At 34.2% G+C, this 22,858-nt stretch carries 20 protein-coding genes; 7 read left to right on the top strand and 13 right to left on the bottom strand.

All coding sequences use genetic code 11. From position 1 onward, the window contains the following. Positions 1–49 precede the first annotated feature (49 nt). On the bottom strand, positions 50–1,084 hold the full coding sequence (locus tag ACE94K_RS16030) for a rod shape-determining protein (protein ID WP_378174493.1): 1,035 nt from the start codon (positions 1,082–1,084) through the stop codon (positions 50–52). Between the two features lie 293 nt (positions 1,085–1,377). On the opposite strand from ACE94K_RS16030, the gene porQ reads away from it, so the two are divergent. Together porQ and cmk are read left to right on the top strand one after the other, a co-directional pair. Further along, positions 1,378–2,397 (top strand): type IX secretion system protein PorQ, encoded by a 1,020-nt coding sequence (gene porQ, locus ACE94K_RS16025; protein ID WP_378174490.1) that lies wholly within the window; start codon positions 1,378–1,380, stop codon positions 2,395–2,397. Further along, positions 2,397–3,098, top strand: coding sequence for a (d)CMP kinase (gene cmk / locus ACE94K_RS16020; protein WP_378174487.1), 702 nt, complete (start codon positions 2,397–2,399; stop codon positions 3,096–3,098). The genes porQ and cmk overlap by 1 nt, the downstream gene beginning before the upstream one ends. A gap of 115 nt (positions 3,099–3,213) precedes the next feature. Here cmk and ACE94K_RS16015 read toward each other — a convergent pair whose 3' ends face one another. The 3 genes from ACE94K_RS16015 to ACE94K_RS16005 all read right to left on the bottom strand — a co-directional run bounded on the left by ACE94K_RS16015 (position 3,214) and on the right by ACE94K_RS16005 (position 7,759). Then, positions 3,214–3,522 carry a hypothetical protein gene (locus ACE94K_RS16015; protein ID WP_378174484.1) on the bottom strand — a complete coding sequence of 103 codons (309 nt, stop codon included), beginning with the start codon at positions 3,520–3,522 and terminating at the stop codon, positions 3,214–3,216. 235 nt (positions 3,523–3,757) lie between these two features. Continuing rightward, entirely contained in the window at positions 3,758–7,075 is a 3,318-nt protein-coding gene (locus ACE94K_RS16010; RefSeq protein ID WP_378174481.1) for a reprolysin-like metallopeptidase, read from the bottom strand. A 306-nt stretch (positions 7,076–7,381) separates the two neighbouring features. Further along, positions 7,382–7,759 carry a LysM peptidoglycan-binding domain-containing protein gene (locus ACE94K_RS16005; RefSeq protein ID WP_378174478.1) on the bottom strand — a complete coding sequence of 126 codons (378 nt, stop codon included), beginning with the start codon at positions 7,757–7,759 and terminating at the stop codon, positions 7,382–7,384. 152 nt (positions 7,760–7,911) lie between these two features. Here ACE94K_RS16005 and ACE94K_RS16000 point away from each other — a divergent pair, with 152 nt between their 5' ends. From ACE94K_RS16000 to ACE94K_RS15980, 5 genes are all read left to right on the top strand, one after another. Then, positions 7,912–8,706 (top strand): tRNA pseudouridine(38-40) synthase TruA, encoded by a 795-nt coding sequence (locus ACE94K_RS16000; protein WP_378174475.1) that lies wholly within the window; start codon positions 7,912–7,914, stop codon positions 8,704–8,706. Continuing rightward, positions 8,706–9,356: an MOSC domain-containing protein gene (locus ACE94K_RS15995; protein ID WP_378174472.1), complete on the top strand. Its 651-nt coding sequence runs from the start codon at positions 8,706–8,708 to the stop codon at positions 9,354–9,356. The genes ACE94K_RS16000 and ACE94K_RS15995 overlap by 1 nt, the downstream gene beginning before the upstream one ends. Before the next feature lie 47 nt (positions 9,357–9,403). Then, complete coding sequence (locus ACE94K_RS15990; RefSeq protein ID WP_378174469.1) at positions 9,404–9,997, top strand: FecR family protein; 594 nt, start codon at positions 9,404–9,406, stop codon at positions 9,995–9,997. Positions 9,998–10,008: 11 nt separating this feature from the next. Next, positions 10,009–11,139, top strand: coding sequence for a flavin-containing monooxygenase (locus ACE94K_RS15985; protein WP_378174466.1), 1,131 nt, complete (start codon positions 10,009–10,011; stop codon positions 11,137–11,139). 119 nt (positions 11,140–11,258) lie between these two features. After that, the gene (locus ACE94K_RS15980) at positions 11,259–11,870 is read left to right on the top strand and encodes a hypothetical protein (RefSeq protein ID WP_378174463.1); all 612 of its coding nucleotides are present in this window, start codon (positions 11,259–11,261) and stop codon (positions 11,868–11,870) included. 3 nt (positions 11,871–11,873) lie between these two features. On the opposite strand, the gene recQ is transcribed toward ACE94K_RS15980, so the two are convergent. From recQ to epsC, 9 genes are all read right to left on the bottom strand, one after another. Beyond that, positions 11,874–13,994, bottom strand: coding sequence for a DNA helicase RecQ (gene recQ / locus ACE94K_RS15975; protein ID WP_378174460.1), 2,121 nt, complete (start codon positions 13,992–13,994; stop codon positions 11,874–11,876). Positions 13,995–14,081: 87 nt separating this feature from the next. Continuing rightward, positions 14,082–15,281: a tRNA modification GTPase gene (locus ACE94K_RS15970; RefSeq protein WP_378174457.1), complete on the bottom strand. Its 1,200-nt coding sequence runs from the start codon at positions 15,279–15,281 to the stop codon at positions 14,082–14,084. 184 nt (positions 15,282–15,465) lie between these two features. Beyond that, on the bottom strand, positions 15,466–16,800 hold the full coding sequence (locus ACE94K_RS15965; RefSeq protein WP_378174454.1) for a cytochrome P450: 1,335 nt from the start codon (positions 16,798–16,800) through the stop codon (positions 15,466–15,468). 127 nt (positions 16,801–16,927) lie between these two features. After that, on the bottom strand, positions 16,928–17,299 hold the full coding sequence (locus ACE94K_RS15960) for a VOC family protein (RefSeq protein ID WP_378174451.1): 372 nt from the start codon (positions 17,297–17,299) through the stop codon (positions 16,928–16,930). 367 nt (positions 17,300–17,666) lie between these two features. Beyond that, on the bottom strand, positions 17,667–18,254 hold the full coding sequence (locus ACE94K_RS15955; protein WP_378174448.1) for a DoxX family protein: 588 nt from the start codon (positions 18,252–18,254) through the stop codon (positions 17,667–17,669). Between the two features lie 240 nt (positions 18,255–18,494). Further along, a complete protein-coding gene (locus tag ACE94K_RS15950) occupies positions 18,495–18,947 on the bottom strand; it encodes a pyridoxamine 5'-phosphate oxidase family protein (RefSeq protein WP_378174445.1) in 453 nt (150 codons plus the stop codon). Between the two features lie 59 nt (positions 18,948–19,006). Further along, positions 19,007–20,992: a type I pullulanase gene (gene pulA / locus ACE94K_RS15945; RefSeq protein ID WP_378174442.1), complete on the bottom strand. Its 1,986-nt coding sequence runs from the start codon at positions 20,990–20,992 to the stop codon at positions 19,007–19,009. A gap of 68 nt (positions 20,993–21,060) precedes the next feature. Further along, positions 21,061–21,945: a cysteine synthase CysM gene (cysM, locus tag ACE94K_RS15940; protein WP_378174439.1), complete on the bottom strand. Its 885-nt coding sequence runs from the start codon at positions 21,943–21,945 to the stop codon at positions 21,061–21,063. Continuing rightward, on the bottom strand, positions 21,945–22,736 hold the full coding sequence (epsC, locus tag ACE94K_RS15935; protein ID WP_378174436.1) for a serine O-acetyltransferase EpsC: 792 nt from the start codon (positions 22,734–22,736) through the stop codon (positions 21,945–21,947). Before epsC ends, cysM begins: the two co-directional genes overlap by 1 nt. Between the last annotated feature and the right edge of the window lie 122 nt (positions 22,737–22,858).

Here is a 22,858-nt window from a genome sequence, read left to right as displayed (position 1 = left end):
AAATATGTTATATGGCTGTTTTTTTGTATTTTAATCTGCTGTTAGCGTGCTAAACATTCTTGATTAATACATTAATATATTTATCCAGATTTTTCAAAACGATATCACTACCTTTTACAACTACTTCTAGAGGATTATCTCCTTTGTATACGGGCAATTCGGTAACAGTCGAAAATCGTATGTCCAAACCTCTTAACATAGAGCCTCCTCCTGTTAAGAAGATACCTGTGTTATATATGTCGGCAGAAATTTCGGGCGGAATATCTGATAATGTTTCCAAAACAGCATTTTCTATCTGTGTAATAGACTTATCAAGGCTTCTGGCTATTTCTTTATAAGTAATATAGACTTGTTTTGGTTTGCCTGTTAACATATCTCTACCTTGTACCGAGATTTTTTTTGGGGGAGATGCTAATACATCAAGTGCAGAACCGATTCTAATTTTTATCTCTTCCGCAGTGCTCTCGCCGATATGCAAATTATGCTTTTCTCTTATATATTGAATAATGTCATCATTAAATACGTTGCCCGCAATTTTTACAGATTGGCCTGATATAATTCCGCCAAGTGTAATGACTGCGATTTCAGTAGTACCACCTCCAATGTCGATCACCATATGACCTTTTGGCTGTAATACATCAATACCGGCTCCAATGGCAGCTGCCATTGGCTCAGGAATAAGATATACTTGTTTTGCATTAAGACGTCTTGCAGAATCTTTAACAGCCCTCATTTCGACCTTGGTAATTCCGCAAGGAATTGCAATTATCATTTTAAATGATTTAATAAAAATCGTGTTGCTTAGATCAGATAGCTTTTTGATAAGAATTTTAAGCATTTTTTCCGATAGGTCAAAATTTGCAATGACTCCATTTCTTAATGGATAAAATGTTTTAATGTTTTTGTGAATTTTACCACGCATCGAATTCGCCTCTTTTCCTACAGCAATTATTTTTCCACTTATTCTGTTTACCGCAATGATAGATGGTGTATCGATCGCTATTTTGCCTTTGTGAGCAATTAGCGTGTTGGTGGTACCTAAATCCACCGCAATTTTATTGGTTAAAAAGTCAAAAAAGCCCATTGTTGTTAGTTAAGTTAGTATTGATTTGTGGGTGGCCATAATAAATGGTCGCTAATGCATAATAACTCGAATAAGTCAATAATATTGTTGTTTTATATACATTAAATTGATTGTCAGTTGTTTATGTGTTTTATGTATAATTTTTGTTTACTATGATTCTGTATCCTTTTATATACGACTAGCTAGCTCGATGGCAAATCAGTACGTGTATCGTGAGGGTTTTATTTAGTGCCGGATAAAATTTTTGTTACTAACTATCGTTTTCCAGATAGTTTCTTTTATTTTTGCTGCTAATGATGCGTACATACATATTTTTGGTAATTGTTCTTTTTACCACTTTTACCTATTCGCAAATAGGAGGAAGGTATACCTATCAATTTTTAAATTTGGTTTCTTCGCCAAGACAAGCGGCACTGGGTGGGAAGTATGTTACTGGTTATAATTCTGACCCAACATCGGCGATGTTAAATCCTGCTGCAATAAATATTGAGATGGATAACCAATTGGCAGTAAATTATGTAAACTACATCGCAGATGTAAATTATGGTTCTGTATCGTATGCTAAATCCTTTGGAGAAAAGAGCCGAGTGTTTCATACAGGAATAACATATATTAATTATGGTCGATTTGATGGATTTGATGAATTTGGAAACGCCACAGGTGATTTTGGAGCGGGAGAAGTTGCCATATCTGTTGGATACGGGTACGCTATTCCTAATTCAAATTTTCACGTAGGTGCCAGTGGGAAATTTATTTCCTCGAAGTTGGAGGAATATACTTCATTGGGTGGCGCATTAGATCTAGGAGTCATATATCACAACCCGGAGTCTAAATTTGATTTTGGATTTTCGGTACGTAATCTTGGTACACAATTTACAACGTATGCCGACACAAGAGAAGATCTACCATTATCTGTCGATATGGGTTTTGCACAAACACTAAAAAATGTACCTATCCGATGGAATTTAACTTTAGAAAATTTACAGGTATGGGATGTGGCATTTCGTAACCCTGCTCGAGATATAACGGATCTAGAAGGAAATGTGGAAGCCGATGATCCTAGTTTTTTCAATAATGCATTACGCCATGTGGTTTTAGGACTTGAGTTTTTTCCTGAAAGCGGTTTTAATATTCGATTAGGATATAATTTTAGAAGATCAGAAGAATTAAGAATTGAAGATCAACGATCTTTCGCAGGTTTAAGTGGAGGATTTTCACTAAAACTTGGTAAATTTCGATTTGCTTATTCGTATGCACGTTACAATTCTGCTGCCTCTTCTAGTACTTTTGGCGTTAACGTAAATCTTCAATAATGAATAAAAAAATCATTATAGCGATAGATGGTCATTCTTCAACTGGAAAAAGTACCGTAGCAAGACAATTAGCAAAAGAGCTTGGATATATATATGTGGATACTGGTGCGATGTATCGAGCTGTAACATTATATGCGATGCGGAAGTGTTTTATAGACGAAAACCATTTCAATGAAGAAGCTTTAGAACGATTTTTACCTTTTATCCATATTAAATTTGAGGTAAATTCTAAAACTGGTTTAGCCGAAGTTTTTTTAAATAATGAAAATGTCGAAAAGACTATACGTAAACTTGATGTGTCCAATTTTGTAAGTCAAATAGCAGCTGTTTCACTAGTTCGAAAAAAGCTGGTAGAGCAACAACAACTTATGGGTAAGGACAAAGGTATCGTTATGGATGGCCGCGATATTGGCACTGTTGTTTTTCCGGATGCAGAGTTGAAATTGTTTATGACGGCAACGGCTAAAGATCGAGCAGAACGCAGATATAATGAGCTTTTAGAAAGAGGTGAAAAAGTTACATATGAAGACGTTCTAAAGAATGTAGTTGACAGAGATCATATTGATAGCACCAGAAAAGACTCTCCCTTAAGAAAAGCAGAAGATGCTATTGTGATTGACAATTCAAATTTGACCTTGGAGGAGCAATTTGATCAAATTCTTACGATAGCTAAGAATGTTATTTCAGAACAAGCTAATTGATCATAACGGTTTTATAGTGATGTGAGTTCTTCTTAGTATTAGATAAAAGAGAAATCTCTCTTATTTCAATACATCAACAAGTTTTAACTAATCTTTGTTAAAACTATTTCGTATCTTATGGTTCTCTGAGTTCGTAAAATGTCATTTTGCCTTTTACCCATTCTATAAGCTGCTTTTGTTTATTTTCTTCAGCAACTAATAACACCCTATTTAAAATAAGTGTTTTATCTTTAAACGTATACTTTAATGGAATGGTTGTATCTGTGACTGCATAGAGAGGAGTTTCTTTTAGAATTTTATACTCCTTGCCATTGTTCATTACGACAGATTTTTTAGACTCATAAATAATACTGGTTTTGGATAAAACTTGCCCATAGCCAGAAATTGTTAATATAAGGAAAAAAGAAAATAAGATGGTTTTCATAATTAATTATAGATTTGGCGGGGTTTACTTACGGTAAAACCACAAATTTAAGCATTTTATTGTTTTTGACCAGTACTTTTCGGCGAACGTCTAAATTTTATATTTTTTTTATGATATATATCTTGAACTTTGAGAGTCTTACTAAACAGAAAAACCATCAAAACTTATGTTTTGATGGTTTTTAATTTTTACATACGCTACTAAAGCGTTTTAGTTATCCAATTGCAGGTATTGCTTATTTTACAATAACTGCGTGTGTAGATAATTTTCCTGCAATATCCAGCGAAAGAATATAGGATCCCGCTTGAATACCATTTATGTTGATCGATTTATTTGTCACTTTTCCTTGTAAAACTCTTCTTCCTTGAAGATCAAAAAGGTTATAATTAATATTTGTGTTTGGAGCTACAATGTTAAGCACTCCGTTCGAACTAACAGGGTTTGGATAAGCTCTAATTTGAACAGCTTCAGTTGTTGTAAAGCTTTCTACTTCTGGACCTCTTGCCGAACCTCCAACAGAGAAGGTTGTTGATTCAGATCCACCAAATGCTCCTCCACTTGCTAATGTTGTACTTCCTGCCGTAAGAGCATATGATCCGTTTCCGTAGGCGCAGCAGATACCATCGCCATACGAATCATTGATAGTAAAGGTATATGATCCTGCATCCAAACATTCTGTAACGGTAACCGTTGATCCGTCTGGTTGAGAGGCGTATGTTCCACCCGACGCTACTATTTGATTGCTACTATTTATAATTTGCCAACTTGTTTCTTCAGGATAGTTGTCTAAAGTAATCGATAAGGTAACATCTGTGCACGTTGGAGGTGTTACCGTTCCTGTTGTTAACCGAATATCATCTACAGTCATATCTCCTGCCCAGGAAGAGCCGGTAAGACCGTTAAACCTAAGTTGAACTCCAGCACCGGTTAGTGACGCAAGGTCTACACTAGCTGATTCCCACGAGTTCCCCTGATTTCCTGATCTAGACCATAAGGAAACCCAAGTAGCTCCATTATCATTACTAGCTTCTAAAGTTAGGCTACCCATACTGTTTCCATACATATGATATTGAAATGTAAACGTAGCTTGAGAAGTTCCTGTCAAATCAAAACAAGGAGAGTTTAAAATAGCTCTTTTGTTTGGATATCCGTTACCGTTACCAGATGCCTCTACATACATATAGAAAGATCCTTCGGTTGCGCTTGACGGTCCGGTATTTCGAGATGGAGTTCCATTTGCATCTCTTGTCCAGTTAATATCATCACCAGAAGATTGAGTCCAGCTACCTAGTCCACTTTCAAAACCTTCGCTATAAGGGAATGAAGAAATCCCACCTGTACAACCTGTATTTGGTGTTCCTGCTTCGGTTGTAATATTTACTGTATTACTGAAACCAGATTCATTTCCTGCAGCATCTTTGGCTTTAACTCTAAAAGAATAAGTTGTTTCTGGAGATAAACCAGAAGCAGTATACGATGTACTTGCAACAGTAGCAATAACCGTACTTCCTCTATATACATCATATCCTGTAACTCCAACATTATCTGTAGATGCATTCCAAGATAAATCCGTAGTACTAGTTGTAGTATTAGAAGCTGTTAGGCTTGATGGAGTAGAAGGAGCTTGTGTATCTGGAGTGACAACACCAGAAATTTCAAAATTTGTATTAGAAATATCGAAAAAGATGTTTCCTGATCCTTTTACCATTACTCTATTTTGAGTACCCTGAACATTTGGAACGGTAATATCGTGAGAACCATCGTTAGGGACTCCGGTTGCCAAAGCAATTGGGTACGTGTCTCCACCATCTGTAGATAATAGTATATCTACATTGGCAGCATTGATTCCATTTCCTGTAGTACCAGCTACATCCCAGGTTACAGTTTCTATTGCATTTGCTGCCCAGCTTACGTTGGTATTTGGCACATTCACCACAAATGGTCCTGCATTAGCCGTAACATTTACGCTCATATCATCACTATTATTTCCGCCGCCACCAGCTCTGTTATCTCTTACAGACAATCGGAAATTTAAGGTTCTGGTAACATTAGGAACCGCTTCCCATTGCCATGAAGTAGCACCTGTTTTTATAGTTGATAATCTAGGAAAATATCTTTTATTAGAAGTCGTTGGGTTAAATGACCTAAATGCGACTCCAGAAGTTCCCGTAACACTTGGATAAGTAGTTGCAGCGTTGTTTTCATCTCTTTGTTCCCAGCAATATGTTAACACATCACCAGAATTAGCGTCAGACGCCTGACCTTCTAAAACAAAAGGTGTTCCTCTTGGTATTGTATAGTTTGCTCCAGCATTAACGGTTGGAATTGAATTACCGGTATTTGTATTGGTTTGGCAACTTGTAGTTTTTATATAGTTTGTTACTTGCTGAATAGAGAAGAAGTGAAAATATGGATCACTATTTTGTTGTACATCCGTTGCTCCGGTAATTCCTGCATATCCCATAATCGTAGTACCACTACCTGGTTCGAAATGCGCATTAGTGCCTTCATTTCTGAATGAGAATGTATGGTTAGCACCAAACTGATGACCAATTTCGTGAGCTACGTAATCCACGTCAAATGCATCTCCTACTGGTGTACTTCTGGATGTAAATCCACTTCCTTTACTTCCGTTAACACATACACAACCAATACATCCTGCATTTCCGTTGTCACCAGCTTTTGCAAATAAATGTCCAATATCATAATTGGCTTCTCCAATAACACTAGTAAGTGTAGATTGTAGCTGACTGTTAAAATTTCCTGTGTATGGATCTGTACTAGGATTCGTGTAGATCACATCATCCGTATTTCCGATAACAACCATAGTTACGGCGAAATCACTTTCAAAAATACCATTCACACGTGTCATAGTTGTATTGATGGCAGCCAAAGCACCTGCTTTAGTTCCTCCGTGAAATTGAGTGTATTCTCCGTTTGTAGAAACGGCAATTCGGTATGTACGTAATGTACTGTCGTCTGCATTTTTATTATTAAATGAAGGAGAATTACTTAAGTTAGGAGTATTTCCATCTACTAAACATTCGAATTTTTCTATACTAGCAGATTTTTGGTCTCTGGTATAGATGGCATAAGTAGATCCATCTATCGAGATTGGTTCAATAAAAACTGCTGCTGCTTCTCCACCCAGACGCATACTTTGCAAACCTAAAGGCGATACACTGAATCGTACTCTTGCCGATGGATTTTGAATACTTTGTCCTGCATATGATTTAATTCCTGGATATTTTGCTGCAAGTTCATCGCTTAAAACCGGCGCTTCCATTACTCTATAAGACTCCATACTACCATCAGCATTTGGAAGTGGAATGATTACAGAAGAAAAATTTGACTTTCCTCTTAGCGGAGAATCCGCAAGCATTTTTTGAATACTATTGATATCCAAATTGAAAAGGATGTTTGTTGGTAAGTCCTTTTTTGTAGCGATTAAATCAGTACTTTTTAAGTTAGTGGTGGTTCTAGTCCAAGGATTTTGGGAGAAACCAAGACTTATCATAAGTAAGCCCATGATTAAAGATAATCGTGTTTTCATATTAATAATAAATTGAGTTAGCAACGCCAAATGTAAAAATATTTTTAATATAAATGTGAAATATTTAACAATAAAACAATGTTTAGTTAATAATAAGACTGTTTTTGATAATTTTATATTGATTAAAATATAGATTATGTAATTGGGTAGTGGAATTTTAAATTCAAATTATCATATCAATAATGTTAAAGTATTAAGAAATCATCAAAAGGTGTAAATAAGCAATTTTATGGTAATCCATATTTAGATACATAAAAAAAAGACCGCTCACTGGCGGTCTTTCTAAAAGTATGTTTAAAATATTTCTTAGAGATTAGGAATGATCAATTCCTGATCTGGATGAATTACATCGGGATTTTTTAGTATATGCGTATTTGCGGCAAAAATTTCCTTGTATTTCATAGGATCTTTATAATAGTGTTTAGCAATTTTACTCAAAGACTCTCCGCTTTTTACCGTGTGTCTATGATAAATAGAAGTATCAGCTACATCAATATCCGCTTCAATATCAGAAGGGGATTCGCCACCGATTTCTTTTATTTTGTCCCAAAGTTGATTTTTTTCATATTGTGTCTGGGCAGTTCCTTTCACCTTAAGAACACCATTTTCTTCAGAAACATCGCCATTTTGTATATTTAATTCTTGTCCAAGATCCAAAACATCTTGATATTTTGCTTTAACCATAACTAAGTTGATTTTTTAAATTATTAATTTAGATTTACTCAAATATAATAATTTCTGAAGACGATTTTATATTATTTCATTATTAAAAACCTTCTTATTATCGATGAAATACATAATTTATCTATATTCGATTACTTATTAATCTATTTTATATGTTTCGAAAAAGATTCTACTACCTTATTCAACTACAATATTTAGGTTTTAGATATCACGGATGGCAAAAGCAGCCGTCTGTAAACACTTTACAGAGAATGGTGGAGCGAACCATAAAATATGTTTTAGAAATCAATGATTTTAAAGTATTGGCAGCCGGACGAACTGATGCAAAAGTTTCTGCGAATGAAGCCTTTATTGAACTATTTGTCGATCATAAACCACTAGAATTGAAAGTCTTTTTTGATTTGTTTAATCAAAATTTACCACAAGATATTAGGGCTATTAGCATACAAGAAACAGATGAACAGTTTAATATTATACAACACCCTAAAATAAAGGAGTATCTATATCTTTTTGCTTTTGGTAAAAAGTTTCATCCGTTTAGCGCACCCTTTATGTATAATATTATGGAAGACCTCGATATTGATACAATGATGAAAGCTGCTAAATTGTTTGAAGGAAAACATAACTTTAGGTCTTATTGCCATCGTCCCAATGAGAATACAATAGTCTACGGAGAAATTATACAGTGCGAAATAGAAAAGAATACCTTATACACAGCAAATTTTTTTCCTGAAGAGAGTTATCTATTACGTGTGAAAGGAGAAGGGTTCAAAAGAAATCAGATTCGCTTAATGATGGGAGTACTGCTTGATTTAGGTAAGGGGAAAGTCAATATCGATTTCATAAAAAAAACGTTAGATCCAAATGAAGAAGAAATTGTCTTGGAGCATATAGTGCCAGGTTCCGGGTTGATTTTAAATTCAGTAACACTTAAAAAAGAAGCATAATGAAAGTTGTATCTACTAACATAGGAGAACCACAAGTGATTTCCTGGAGAGGAAAAGAAATAAAAACCGGTATTTACAAATATCCTGTGAACAAACCTATTTTTTTGGATACCGAAGATGTAAAAGATGATCACGTAATTGATAGGCGTGTTCACGGAGGTGTTGACAAAGCATGTTACCTTTATGCAGCAGAACATTATCCGCATTGGAAAGAAAAATATCCTGATCTGGATTGGAACTATGGTATGTTTGGAGAAAACTTAACTGTTTTAGGTTTAGACGAGCGTATTATTAAGATCGGAGATATTTATAAATTAGGTGATGCTATAGTTCAGGTTTCTCAACCCAGACAACCTTGCTATAAATTGGGAGTGCGTTTTGGAACACAAGCCGTTTTAAAGCAGTTTATCCAAGCATTAATGCCAGGTATTTATGTAAGAGTGTTGACTTCAGGGAATGTTAAGACGGGTGATATGATGGTGCCCGAAGAAATTCATACTGATGGGATATCAATTCGGGATATGTTTTTATTATTTTACGATCAAAACTCTCATACTGATTTAGCCAAAAAAGCTTTAGATAATCAATTCGTTACTTTGCATAATAAAAAGAATATTTTGAATAAATATGGAAGTTCAATTCAAGGTTAATTGATCAATATTTTTAAAAAAGCCTCAATAATAAAATGAAAAACTCTATGAAACGCTCTAAAAAGTTATGTAAGATTTTGGGTATGATGGCTTGTCTTTTTATGGCAGTAAGTTGTTCAAATACCATCTCTGTTTCTTCAAAAAAAACATTTCAATCCGTTAATCTTCCTGATGGCTCATTAGTTCTTATAAATCGCAACAGTTCTATTGCATATAAAGAAGATTTTGATGTACGAATAGTTCAATTAGAAGGAGAAGCATTCTTTGACGTTGTTCCCGGTAAAGAAAGATTTATAGTTACAACGGATTTAGGAGAAATTGAGGTTTTGGGTACAGAATTCAACGTTAAGACTACAGCAAGTCAACTGGAAGTGGATGTAAAAGAAGGCGTTGTCGAAGTCAAAACAGCATACAATAAAAGCAAGCTCAAAAAAGGAATAAATGCTGTATATACTAAAGGTGAAAAGACTGTTCAACAAATAAAATCCAATCAGGAATTCAAAAAATGGACAAATGAATTAAGACATGAATTCAAAAAATTGGGAAAGGATATCAAGCCTGTGGTAAAAACTATTGGTAATGAGTTCAGAGATACAGGTAAAGAGATTAAAAAGGAATTCAAGAAATTGAAAAAGAACTAAATATCTCACGAATGCAGCTTAAGGAAGTAAAAAATCTAATTATTGGATCTGGACCCGCTGGTCTGGCCGTAGCCGGTCGTTTTAGAAAGAAAAATATTCCTTTTGAACTCGTAGAGAAAACTGATAAAATAGCCTGGAGTTGGCACAACCATTATGATCGGCTATTGCTACATACGGTAAAAGAACTCTCGCATTTACCTCATTTAGAATTCCCGGAAGAATTTCCAAGATACGTTCCAAAAGCTAAACTAGCCGAGTATTATGAAAATTATGCAAAGCATTTTGATATAAATCCTCAATTTAATGTAGAAGTTAAATCTATTAAAAGAGAATATGGTCATTGGGTCGTTAGCACCAATAAAGAAAATTACAAATCAGAAAATGTGATTGTCGCCACTGGAGTGAATAGAGTTCCTTTTTCACCAGTTTGGAAAGATCAGGAGAATTTTCAAGGTAAAATCATTCATAGTAGACAATATAAGAATGTAATCCCTTTTAAGGATAAGAAAGTATTGATAGTAGGTATGGGAAATACCGGAGCCGAATTAGCGCTGGATCTTAGCGAACACCAAATAGATGTTACTGTTTCTGTAAAAAGTCCGTTGCTTATTGTACCAAGAGATATTAATGGAAGACCTGTTCAAACTACGGCTAAAAAATTAGAGAAATTACCTTTTGGATTAGGGAGATGGATCGGTAAGCAAGTAAGAAGAATGGTAATTGGCGATCTTTCGAAATACGGAATTTCAATATCTAAAGAAGATCCTATTGATCATCTAAAACAAACCGGAAAAACTCCTGTTATTGACTTGGGAACTGTAAAGCAAATTAAATCTGGTAAGATTAAAGTAGTAGGCGATATAGAATCTTTTTATGAGCACGGTGTTCAATTGCAAGAAGGAACACAATTGGAAATAGATACGGTGATTTTAGCAACAGGATATAGAGCGAAAGTAGAACAGTTTATTCATAATACTAAAGGCTTACTAGATCAATATGGTGTTCCTAAAAATACAATTGGAACTGGAATTCATCAGGGATTGTTTTTTGTTGGTTTTGATAACTATAAACTAGGTGGCATATTAGGAACTATCTTTAATGATTCTAAAACTATTGTCGATAAGATTTCTAAAGAAGGATAGTATATTCACGGTTTACAGCCTATCATTGAGGTGATTTTTACAAGAAGTTTGTAAAAGCTTTGGTTTTTATTAATTACACGCCATCAATGAACTATAAATTCTTACTTCTGATGTTAATAATGTCAGTCAAATTTTTGACTGCACAGGAAACACTAAAGCCATTTGTGGATCATTATGGAGATAATCTGGTTTTAGAAGGTTTTCCTGCAATTTCGAAAGACGGAACTCATTATTTGGTAGTATATAGTCAATATGTATGTTGTATAGTTCCTGAAGAAACACTACAAAAAATAGACTTGAAAAGTGGAAAGATATTAGATGAAATACTTTTGTCACGAAGTCAGGTAGAAGAGCAATTCACAGTTCAAGAGCAAAAAGAAATTTCCGAAGAAGTCCAACAATTATTGGATAGTGATAGCTATACAAGTTTCATTGAGATAGAAATATTTAAACCTGTATACTCGAAGGATAAGAAAATGCACATAGAAGTGAGTATATTGGATAGAATTTATAGGAGTGAAGAAATAGTGCTTTCGAGAATACCATCCCACGGCTTCTGTTGTAATGGAGGAACAGATATCGAAGAGAATTGTTTATTGTATCAAACCATAATCGCGGTATATTTATCTATGGAACATAAGGTGTTATTGATAGAATCCGGACTAGATCAAATGATGGACGGCTGTGATCAGGGGCCTTTTTATAAGGTTATTCCCTTGGTTGTTGATTAAATCTTACTTGCTCTCCAAAACTGCGAGTGCTAATTTAATCGTATTATAATCCATGGCTTGCTCAAAATGTTCAAAATAGGGTTTGAGCGTATCCGGGTTATCAAGTGTTTCTTTGGCTTCTTTGACAGAATTAATATCTTCTTTGCTTACAAATTGTTTCAGATCAATATCTTCTCCAGCGTTATACAGTTTCATAATATGAGAAAAGATAGTAGACTGCGCCAGTTTTCTTTCTCGTGCAATTTCTTCAATCGAGAAACCTTGCTTGTATAAACTCAGGGTTTCTTTATAAGAATTGCCTTTGTTTTTATTTGATTTTTTCTTCTTTTTTGTCTTTTCTGTAGAAAAGTCAACAATCGCTTTAATGAACTGGTATCCGTAGTTCTGCATCTTGAGTTTACCAACTCCGCTGATTTGCATAAATTCCTCATCACTCATTGGTCTGGACTTTTCCATTTCCTTTAAAGAGGCATCATTAAAAATCTGATACGCGGGAATACCTGCTTCTTGGGCTAGTTCTAATCGCAATGCTCGTAACTTATCGAATAAAGTATTCGCAGTCACTTTTTTTGCTTGTTCGGCAGCAGTTTCCTTCAGCTTGTCAAATTCAGCGAGATTGGCAAGGCTTACTTTTTCACCTTCAAAAAGTATCTTTTTAGAAATAGGAGTAAGCTTAAGTTTGTTATTCTGATGAAAAGCAATTTCAAGATATCCTTGGTTAATTAATTGAATGATATATTGTTGCCAATCTTTCCAGGATATGTCTTTGGCAATTCCGTAAGTTTTTACGTTTTGATAGCCTTTATCCAGGATCAAAGCGTTCTGAGCGCCTCTAAGAATATCTATGACCATTCCAATAGGTTCTTCTTCTTTAATTCTTGCTATGGTTGATAATGCTTTTTGTGCGATAATGGTTCCATCAATAAAGCTTGGTGGATTTTTACAAACATCACAATTACCGCAATCTTCTTTGATCAATTCTCCAAAATAGCTTAGTAATATTTTTCTCCGACAGCTTAGAGAGTCTGCATATTGCTTCATTCTATCCAGTTTAGCCATCTGTACTTCTTGATTACCGGATGTGGTTGCAAACTTCTGTAGTTGGACAACATCGGCATAGCTGTGAAAGAGAAGGGTAGAAGAGGGCAATCCATCACGACCGGCCCGGCCAATTTCCTGATAATATCCTTCTATATTTTTAGGTAAATTATAATGAATGACCCAGCGTACATTAGATTTATCGATTCCCATACCAAATGCAATTGTAGCACATACGATCTGTACATTGTCATTTATAAAACCTTCTTGTACTTCTGCTCGTTTATCATGATTGATACCAGCGTGATATGCTTCTGCTACAAACCCTTGTGCTTGCAGCTTTTCTGCGAGCATTTCTGTAGTTTTTCGACTTAGACAATAGATAATACCTGCATCATTGGGTTTGTCCTTCAGGAAATCTATAATCTGTTCAATTCTTTTATTTCCCGGACGTACTTCTAAACTTAGATTTTTACGATCAAATGAAGCTAAAAATTGTTTTGCATTCGGAATATTTAATTGTTCACAAATATCCTGTCTTGTCGCCTTATCAGCAGTAGCTGTCAATGCAATAATTGGTATGTTCAAAAACCTATTTTTGAGGTATCCAAGTTGCGTATATGCAGGTCTGAAATCGTGACCCCAAGCCGAAATGCAGTGAGCTTCATCTATAGCGATCAAACTTATTTCAATTTGAGAAAAAAATACATCCAAAAGGCTTAAGCTTTCTGGTGCTGCATAAAGTAATTTGATTTCCTTATTTAGGATTCTTTGATAAATTTCTTGTTGTTCTTTTTCATTCTGACTGCTATTAACAAATGCAGCTTGTACGCCATTTGCCAATAACCCGTCTACCTGATCTTTCATCAAAGCAATTAAAGGCGAAATAACCAACGTGATACCTTCGAGTAGAAGTGCCGGTAGTTGATAACAGATGGATTTTCCACCTCCTGTTGGCATAATGACCAAGTTATCGTTTCCTTCAAATATAGAGTTTATGATGTCTTGTTGTAATGGTCGAAAACTATCGTAACCAAAATATTCTTTTAGAGTATGTAGTATTTGATTTTGCGGTGGTATAAGCATAAATACAAATAACGGAAAAAGGTTTCACGATATATTAAGCTACTTGCAAAAAATCAGTATAATTTTAATGTATGCTGATAGTTGTTCTTATAATATAGAATATCCAAGTATAAGCGAAACCGAACTGTATTTGGAATTCCAAGAAGGAAAGGTACCCAAAACATTTCGAATTGTCTGATTTCTTAGTTCAATACTATATTTGTTCTTATAAGTAAAACCTATTCCATATGCAAAGTTAACCTCGGACACAATATCAAGCACTCTACCATTTTCATAGGTGATTGCCGAATTACCAATTGGAAAATCGAAAACAGCAGCTCCGTTAAGAAATAACTTAGATCTTTTGCTTAAAAATAGATAGTGCCGTATTCCAAACGGTAATTCAATGGATGTATACTTTGCATCCACTTTTCTACCGCTTATCAAGTTAAAAGTGCTATTGAAGGATTGATAGGTAGGTTCTGCAAAAAAGGCCCATTTATTTCTATTAAAAGGCATTACGAATTCTGCTTCTATGCCAAATCGAGCAGTAGTATTACTGCCAAAATCAATTGAAAACTCACTAGCTGTTGTTGTAAAATTATTAATAGAAAGGGATGAGTGCCTTATTCCAGGTCTAATGTTTAAGTTAAAAAAATCTCTTTTTTCCTGAATTTCATATTTGGTAAATTCGGCATTTTCACATTGATTATAGGTTTCAAAAAATTGACTAAGATTTTTTTTGTTGTACCCCGTTTTTTCTAATGTTTTAATATTGATGGAATTGCACTTTAGATTTTCCCATAGTTGCGCTCTGTACGATTCGTTTTTACCAATTTTGTTTCCGGAAATCAGATATTTTTTAAATATGAGTTGTGTAATGGAGGTGTTCTCTTTATTAAAAAAAAATCTTTTTAAGTTCCTATTTCTAAACTCATATAAATTTGCTTTTCCCTCTATGAGTACTTTAAGAAAAAGGGTTTCTTCATTAAAAACAGGTTGTTTTTGTTCTCTCAGATCACTGGTGTTTTCACTAGATCTATCTATTTTGACTACTGCTCGTATATATTTGGATGCATTGTAAACACCAAACTCCTTACAGTTGATAACAGAAAGTATTTTTTTTTCTGAGTCTTCTGTTAATTTGTATTCAATTTCAGTAGGATTGTTTTTCCAATCAATATTTCTAATAAAGCAATCTACCTTTTGATTAGTATTATTGATAAAGTAGCCTTTATCAAAAGTAATTTGACCAAATGAATTCAAACTATATAAAATTACGATTATTGCCAGAAATGATTTTCTCATGAATAGGGTTGTTTTGATTTTATGTTACACTTATAAGTATCTTAAAAAGGGAAATTGTTACCTCGAAATTGGAAACTTTTTCAGTAAAAAGAACAAATCGACAGCCAAATTTTGTTTTTGTTCAGGGAGATAGAGTTAACAGGGGATCAAAAAATATTAAAAAATGATTTATGTATATTATAAATTATAAAGAGCTTATCTTTTTCATTCTAACGGGTAAACCATCTTTTGGCACCTGCAATGGCACTGGTTTTACGGGCATTTCGTAATCATTTTCCACAGACCATTCATGAGAAAGTAATAACGTACTGATCACGTATTTTATTTGCATTTCTGCAAACGCAAAACCGATACAATAATGAGCGCCTGCTCCAAACGGAGTATAGGTGTAGGGACATTTTGTATGTTCGCTTCTTTCTTTTGAAAAGCGCTCAGGATCAAAACTGGCCGGACAAGACCAAACTTCGGGATTATGATGATTTTGATCAATATCTACAGAAACGTGGGTACCTTCCGGAATACTAAAACCTTTATACTCGAGATCTTTGGTAGACATTCTTCCAATAGAAACGAGAGGAGGAAAACGGCGTAAAGTTTCCTTTAAAGCCAAACCGAATTGCTCCAATTTTCGTAAGTCTTTTACAGTAAAATCATCCCCGTGTTCTGCATAAAATTCTTGTGCTTCTGTTCTTAATTTTTCTTGCCAATCCGGATATTTAGCAAGAAAATAACAAAAACTTGTTTGAGTACTTGCTGTAGTGTCGTGAGCCGCCATTAATATAAATATGAGATGATCAACAATTTGTTCATCATTTAAAGAGTTACCATCTTCATTTTTAGCATTTGCCAGTATACTAAAAAGATCTTTTTTAGGATTATTTTTTCTTTCTGGTAATAAATCTTTAAAAAATGAAACTAAATATTTTCGGGCTTTAATTCCTTTACCGTAGGTGGTAAAAGGAAGTTTAATGGGTAGGGCAGAACTGGCATCTACAATATCTGTTATTGCTTTATTAATTTTAGAAAACTGTTGTGTTTTATTGATGCCAAAAAATACTTCTAAGGCAATCTCTAAGGTAAATTTTTTTAATAATGGAAACATTTGTGGATGTGGATCATTCCAGGAAGCCATGTGTTTCGGAACTATGTTTTTCATCATTTCCAGATAACCTTCCATCGGTTGCTTCTTAAAAGCCTCGGCAATGATGGATCGATGATGTTTGTGTTTTTCTCCGTCCATTAGCATCAATCCATTCGGAAATAGATCTTTTAGAATCAGATCCCAGGCTTCTTTACTATTAAAATCTTTATCGTGTTCTACCAGCGTATATCGTGCAGCATCTTTGTCATGAAGTGTAGAGATTTCTCTATTTAAGATTCTAACCTTATAAAGCTCTCCGTACTTTTTTAATTTTTTCTTTTTGAAACCGTGATAATCTTTAAAAAAGGATAATAAATCTCCCCAAGGTAATAATGATGAAGTTTTACCAGGAATTTCTGATAAGCCCGAGTTTTTCATGAAAGTAGATTTGTATGATTTGCTTATAAAGCTAATGAAACAAAAAAGAATTTATAACATACTCTTACCATTAATAAAAAAGAATATCTCATATAACTTTGGTGATTTAAAGTCGTAATTTACCTTTTTAAATATGTTGATCAATCAAAATTGTATTTCCATCAGGATCTATAAGTACGACACTTCCTGGACCGGATGAAGTTTCATCAGTTTCTTGCTCTAATTTTATGCCCTTGTTTTTTAGATGCTTTTGTATATCTCTTACATCGTCAAAATTTTTGAGTGTATTAGCATTGGTATCCCATCCTGGATTGAAAGTCAAAATATTATTTTCAAACATACCCTGAAAAAGCCCGACAAGCGCATCTCCATTCTTCATTATTAAATAATTTTTTTCCATTTCCCCTGCAAATACGTGGAATCCTAAATTTTCATAAAATTCTTTTGATATTTTTAAATCTTTCACACTCAGACTTATTGAAAATGCTCCTAGTTTCATGTTATATACTTTGTTAGGTTATATAGTTTATATAGTTTATTTATTCTTAAATAATAATCCTTAGCTTTATTGGCATATGGACCATATGAATTTACAAATATTTTAATAGATACAACGTATTTATTAACTAGAGAAAGAGATTAGTGATACGGGTGATGAATGTATGAGGTGATCATAGCCCAAAATAACATAAAGAATGTTATTCCCAATTGTACAAAAGCTTTTGCGCTAATTTGTTTTGTTTTATTGTTGATGATTGATGAAAAATTAGGTTGATAATTATAGGTATGTATACAACGAAATACGTTACAATTGCTTTAATAGTAAATGGTTTAAGATGTTGATGTAATAGGAAGTAAAACTAATTTTAATATGTTATGTTTTCAAATTCCTCCAAACACGTATTCAGAGGTTTCCCTTCTTTATGAACGCATTGACAAAACTGAAATCCTTTGGTTTCTTTTTCAGTATGTATGAATTGTTTTTTGCAATCTGATAATGAGTTTTTTGGCATTACTTCATGACTATAGATAAATACTAATAATATCAATCCGAAGACAACAGTAACTGTGGTAAAGAATAGAAAAGGAAACTTATTGCTATATTTTTTGGGCTTTTCTATGATTCCATAGTAAGGTATTTTTTTAAAAGGTAAAATATATTTCAGCTTGTCGTAGTTCCAGACCAGAATGTATACATTGGCAAGTACCATTAATGGAGCAGAAACGAAGGATCCGTCAAATCGAACAGCAAATGAAAGTATACATATATTTACGATAATCGGGAAATATAGTAATGCTCCTAAAGTTACCGTTCTGGGTATTAATAATAATATTGCTGTAGCAACTTGGGCAATACCAATAAATGTGTAGTAATATCCTGTATGATGAAGTGCTTCTAAATAAGAGCCCATTGGATGATTGGTCGATAATCCACTGGCAAATCGTTCATCCATAATTTTTACCATTCCGGAAATAAAAAAGCCAAGGGCTAATGTAAGCCTACAAAAGATTGAAAAGTACCAATGCCATCTATTTTGCTTAATCTTAAAATAGAACTGGTCAAATTTGGATAGATTGTCCAATTGTTTGGTGTGTTTATTTATAATGACTGACGTTTAAAAGTACTATAAAAATTCTAGATATAAACGTAATGCAATAGTCATCTAAAATCAATATCAGTTTTTTAATTATGCTTATAATTCATAGGCTTTTTTGGCACTTTCTATTTGTTCTTTTTCGGTGGTTTCAGGGTACAGTATATACTTGGGAGCAATGATTGGTTTTACTTGTTCAATTTTAATTTTTGTAATCGACGCAAATGGAAATTTTCCACCTGTCATTTGAACCAATACTTTTTCCATTAAAGAAAATTCTGAATGAGTTGTACCGATAATTTCGGCTTTTCCCTTTATCTGAAATCCTTTTTGTACTAGGATATCAATAAAGCTAATACAAACATTCATATTTTGCTTAATATTCCTAACAGTTTGTGGAGAGGCAATGTTGGCAACAATTATAAAATTTTCTTCATAATAATTAAATATTTCCTTTGGCGAAACATTGGGAATACCATCAGCTGATACTGTGGCAAGCCAGCACAGTACACTCTTGTTCATATATTCCTTTATTTCTGATGTTAGTTGCACATTTATTCCTTTAAGATTTCTAGCAAATAATTGTTATATAAAATTAATTATATGACGTACTAATTTTGAAACAAAACCATCATCGATATTGGTGGAACAGCAATCTTATTTTTCACGATTTTCTTTCCTTCTGTATCAAAATCATCTCCTGAAACAGCTACTTGCCAATCTCCTATAAGCTGATATGTTGTTGCCTCTGAATTACTATTGTATATAACATAAATGTTTTTCCAGGAATCTCCGTTTGCGTGATTACTAATTTGATAGCTAATCAATCCATCGTTATCATCTTTAAATTCTAAATTGGCTCTGACATCCTCTGCTTTGGTCATTCTAAATGCAGGATGAGATTTTCTTAACTCAATTAAGTTTTTATGATAAGTAAAGACATCTGCGTGTTTATTTTTCCAGTTCCAATCAATTTGATTAATACTATCCGGTAGGTTATAAGAGTTATGCTCTCCATTTTTAGTTCGCAACATTTCTGCTCCGGCATGCATAAATGCAATTCCTTGTGAAGTCATTACAATTGCATTTGTCAGTTTTTGCATGGCAATGAGTTGCTCATTGGTAGCATCTTTTCTAGAAATTTTTAATTTATCAAATACCGTATGATTATCATGACAAGAAACGTATGATACAGATTGCCAGGGTTCATTAGCCCAAGGTGCTTTTGAATAATTCACTTTAGCATAATCGATCTGAGGATGTTGGATAGAACCTACAATCCCCATTTTCACGGATTCCTCTTCTTTTTTTGCACCACTCACAAAGCCGGTACTTTCTTCTTTAAAAACAGAACCTTTTAATCCGTCTCTTAGGTCATCACTAAAAGCTGATACTTGTGGCATCTGTAAAGTATTCTTTTTTAATGCTCTTTTTTCTTCAGGCAGGGGAGAATCTCCTGCAGTCCAACCTTCACCATATACAAAGATATTTGGATTTATTTTTTTTACCGTTTCGGCTACCTTATTCATAGTTTCGGTATCGTGTATGCCCATTAAGTCGAATCGAAAACCATCCAAGTGATATTCTTTTGCCCAGTAAGCCACCGATTCTATTATGTATTTTTGAACCATAGCACGATCAGAAGCTGTTTCGTTACCGCAGGCAGATGCATCAGAAGGTTTACCATCTTCCCATTGACGATAATAATATCCCGGAACTTCTAAATTAAAGTTAGAATTTTCAGTTCTTCCGGTATGATTATAAACCACATCTAAAATGACGCCAATTCCGTTATCGTGAAACGCTTTAACCATTTGCTTGAACTCTTTAATTCTCACTTCGGCGTTATACGGATCGGATGAAAAAGATCCTTCTGGCACATTATAATTTTGTGGATCATATCCCCAATTAAATTGAGGTGTGTCTAATTTTGTTTCATCGATAGAGTAGTGGTCATAGGTTGGAAGCAGATGTACGTGGGTAATTCCTAAATCTTTTAAATGATCAAATCCTGTTGCTACACTATCAGGTCCTTTCGTTCCTTTTTCTACCAATCCCAGATACTTACCGGGCATACTGGATCCTGATTGAGGGTGAATTGTCATGTCTCTAATATGCAGCTCATATATTATGGCTTCATTAGGGTATTTTAATTCAATTCCACGATCTTGGTCCCATTCTTCCGGATTAGTAGTTTCAAAATCCAAAACCATCGCTCTTTTACCATTCACACCGGTCGCTTTAGCATAGATACCCGGAGTTTCTTCTAACCATTTACTATCAATCATAGTCTGATATGTATAGTATGTGCCGTGTAGGTCTCTCTTAATTTGTTTGGTCCAGACTCCTTTTTCGCCTTTATCCAACAATAAGGTTTCGATAGGAGTCCCTTCATTACCTTCTTTATATAGGTGTAATTGTATTTTTTCTGCAACTGGCGACCATATTTTGAAGGTAGTAGCCTCTTTAGAATAATCCAACCAAAGATCGGCTTCTATTGGAGCAGGATAATCTTCAAAATTAGCATACTCCACTTTGTTTTCAGAACAAGAGATAATAGCTGATGAGATAAATAGATACATGAAAATACGTTTCATACGTTGATACTTGTGGTTTATAAAGGGTTATGGTTGGTTAATCTAGGTTTTAAGTATACCCGTCTGGCTTATTCAAACAAATCAGAACTTAGATATCGATCTCCTCGATCGCAAATAATGGCAACCAGCACACCGCTGTCTAATGTTTCTGCCAATTTTAATGCTGCGGTAACAGAACCGCCACTACTCATACCAGAAAACACTCCTTCTTCTTTGGCTAATCTTTTAGCCATTTCGGTGGCTTCACCCTGACTAACTTCTATTACCTGATCTACTTTGTCAGGATTAAAAATTTTTGGCAGGTATTCTTTTGGCCATTTTCTGATTCCAGGGATTCTAGATTCATCGGTAGGTTGTACACCTACAATTTGGATGTCTTGTGATTTTTCTTTTAGATAGGTCGAAGTTCCCATAATAGTTCCTGTGGTTCCCATAGAAGAGACAAAGTGGGTGATTTTACCTTCTGTATCTTTCCAAATTTCTGGTCCAGTTGTTTTGTAATGAGCTTTCCAGTTATCATCATTGGCAAACTGATTTAGCATAACGTACCCTTCATTATTTACTTTTGCTTCAGCATAATCACGTGCTCCTTCGATTCCTACGTCTTCAGAGGTCAAGGTCACTTTGGCACCATAGGCACGCATTGTTTGCACGCGTTCTTTGGTAGAATTCTCTGGCATCACCAGTTCTATATCCAATTTAAATATGCCTGCAATCATCGCTAACGCAATACCTGTGTTACCACTTGTTGCTTCAATCAGTTTTGTGCTTTGATCAATATCCCCTCTATCTAATGCGGATTTAATCATATTATAAGCAGCTCTATCTTTTACACTTCCTCCGGGATTGTGACCTTCTAGTTTTAAGAATAATGTAATATTAGGATTTTTAAGTAAAGAAGTAGCCTTCACCAAAGGCGTGTTTCCGATAAGGTCTAGAATGCTATGAGACATTAAATAACTTTTTTGATCTTTATTTCTGAAGTATTCGATATGATGGAGTTTTCTGGGACAGAGGATGTAATCCACGCATTACCTCCAATGGTACTATTAGCTCCAATGACTGTAGTACCACCAAGAATGGTTGCATTTGCGTAAATAGTTACATTGTCTTCTACTGTAGGATGTCTTTTTACATTTCGAAGTTTTCTGTCAACATATAGTCCACCCAAAGTAACTCCTTGATAGATTTTCACATTATCTTTTATAATTGCTGTTTCTCCAATTACGATTCCGGTGGCGTGATCAATAAAAAAAGATTCACCAATCTCGGCTCCGGGATTAATATCAGTTCCTGTTAATCTATGAGAATACTCTGTCATTAACCTTGGAATTAGTGGTAAACCAAATTTTAATAATTCGTGACTTAATCTATAAATTGCTATGGCATAGAAACCGGGATATGCCAGGTATACTTCTTCTATAGAATTAGCGGCTGGATCACTTTTCATAAATGAATCTGCATCCTTATTTAATTTTTGTAAAATCTCAGGTAACTTTTCTAAGTATGATTGCCAAATTTTACTACAGGGTTTTTCGGTTTCCCAACAGGCAAGATCAACTAATTCTTCAAAGGTTTGCTCCAGAACGTTAATATTCTTTTCAACCTCAGTTTCAGAATCGAATAACGTATAAAAAAGGAGGTTTGTAAAATACTCCGTTCTCTCCTTAAGTTTTAGTCTAAGATTTGGATTTTTTTTCTGCTCCTTGATCTGAGCTATGATTTGATCTCTTGCTTTAGTCATTGTGCTTCTTTATGAAAAGTCTAGTAAATATATAGAATAAAGAATATATACGTCTCAAAAAGCCTTAAATCCTTACATTTTTACAATAATAATAACAAAGAACGCTATCAATTGACAGTAAT

Origin of the sequence: Aquimarina besae (assembly GCF_042434905.1) — a bacterium.
Lineage (GTDB): Bacteria > Bacteroidota > Bacteroidia > Flavobacteriales > Flavobacteriaceae > Aquimarina.
This window is presented reverse-complemented; position numbering and strand designations above follow the sequence as displayed.

Bases quoted from the DNA above. Each gene is read 5' to 3' on its own strand.
- ACE94K_RS16010 (WP_378174481.1), bottom strand. From the start codon at position 7,075: ATGAAAACACGATTATCTTTAATCATGGGCTTACTTATGATAAGTCTT.
- ACE94K_RS16015 (WP_378174484.1), bottom strand. From the start codon at position 3,522: ATGAAAACCATCTTATTTTCTTTTTTCCTTATATTAACAATTTCTGGC.
- ACE94K_RS15970 (WP_378174457.1), bottom strand. From the start codon at position 15,281: ATGAGAAAATCATTTCTGGCAATAATCGTAATTTTATATAGTTTGAAT.
- pulA (WP_378174442.1), bottom strand. From the start codon at position 20,992: ATGAAACGTATTTTCATGTATCTATTTATCTCATCAGCTATTATCTCT.
- ACE94K_RS15990 (WP_378174469.1), top strand. From the start codon at position 9,404: ATGAAACGCTCTAAAAAGTTATGTAAGATTTTGGGTATGATGGCTTGT.
- ACE94K_RS15985 (WP_378174466.1), top strand. From the start codon at position 10,009: ATGCAGCTTAAGGAAGTAAAAAATCTAATTATTGGATCTGGACCCGCT.
- ACE94K_RS16030 (WP_378174493.1), bottom strand. From the start codon at position 1,084: ATGGGCTTTTTTGACTTTTTAACCAATAAAATTGCGGTGGATTTAGGT.
- recQ (WP_378174460.1), bottom strand. From the start codon at position 13,994: ATGCTTATACCACCGCAAAATCAAATACTACATACTCTAAAAGAATAT.
- ACE94K_RS15965 (WP_378174454.1), bottom strand. From the start codon at position 16,800: ATGAAAAACTCGGGCTTATCAGAAATTCCTGGTAAAACTTCATCATTA.
- ACE94K_RS16000 (WP_378174475.1), top strand. From the start codon at position 7,912: ATGTTTCGAAAAAGATTCTACTACCTTATTCAACTACAATATTTAGGT.
- ACE94K_RS16005 (WP_378174478.1), bottom strand. From the start codon at position 7,759: ATGGTTAAAGCAAAATATCAAGATGTTTTGGATCTTGGACAAGAATTA.
- ACE94K_RS15960 (WP_378174451.1), bottom strand. From the start codon at position 17,299: ATGAAACTAGGAGCATTTTCAATAAGTCTGAGTGTGAAAGATTTAAAA.
- ACE94K_RS15955 (WP_378174448.1), bottom strand. From the start codon at position 18,254: ATGGATGAACGATTTGCCAGTGGATTATCGACCAATCATCCAATGGGC.
- cysM (WP_378174439.1), bottom strand. From the start codon at position 21,945: ATGTCTCATAGCATTCTAGACCTTATCGGAAACACGCCTTTGGTGAAG.
- cmk (WP_378174487.1), top strand. From the start codon at position 2,397: ATGAATAAAAAAATCATTATAGCGATAGATGGTCATTCTTCAACTGGA.
- epsC (WP_378174436.1), bottom strand. From the start codon at position 22,736: ATGACTAAAGCAAGAGATCAAATCATAGCTCAGATCAAGGAGCAGAAA.
- ACE94K_RS15995 (WP_378174472.1), top strand. From the start codon at position 8,706: ATGAAAGTTGTATCTACTAACATAGGAGAACCACAAGTGATTTCCTGG.
- porQ (WP_378174490.1), top strand. From the start codon at position 1,378: ATGATGCGTACATACATATTTTTGGTAATTGTTCTTTTTACCACTTTT.
- ACE94K_RS15980 (WP_378174463.1), top strand. From the start codon at position 11,259: ATGTCAGTCAAATTTTTGACTGCACAGGAAACACTAAAGCCATTTGTG.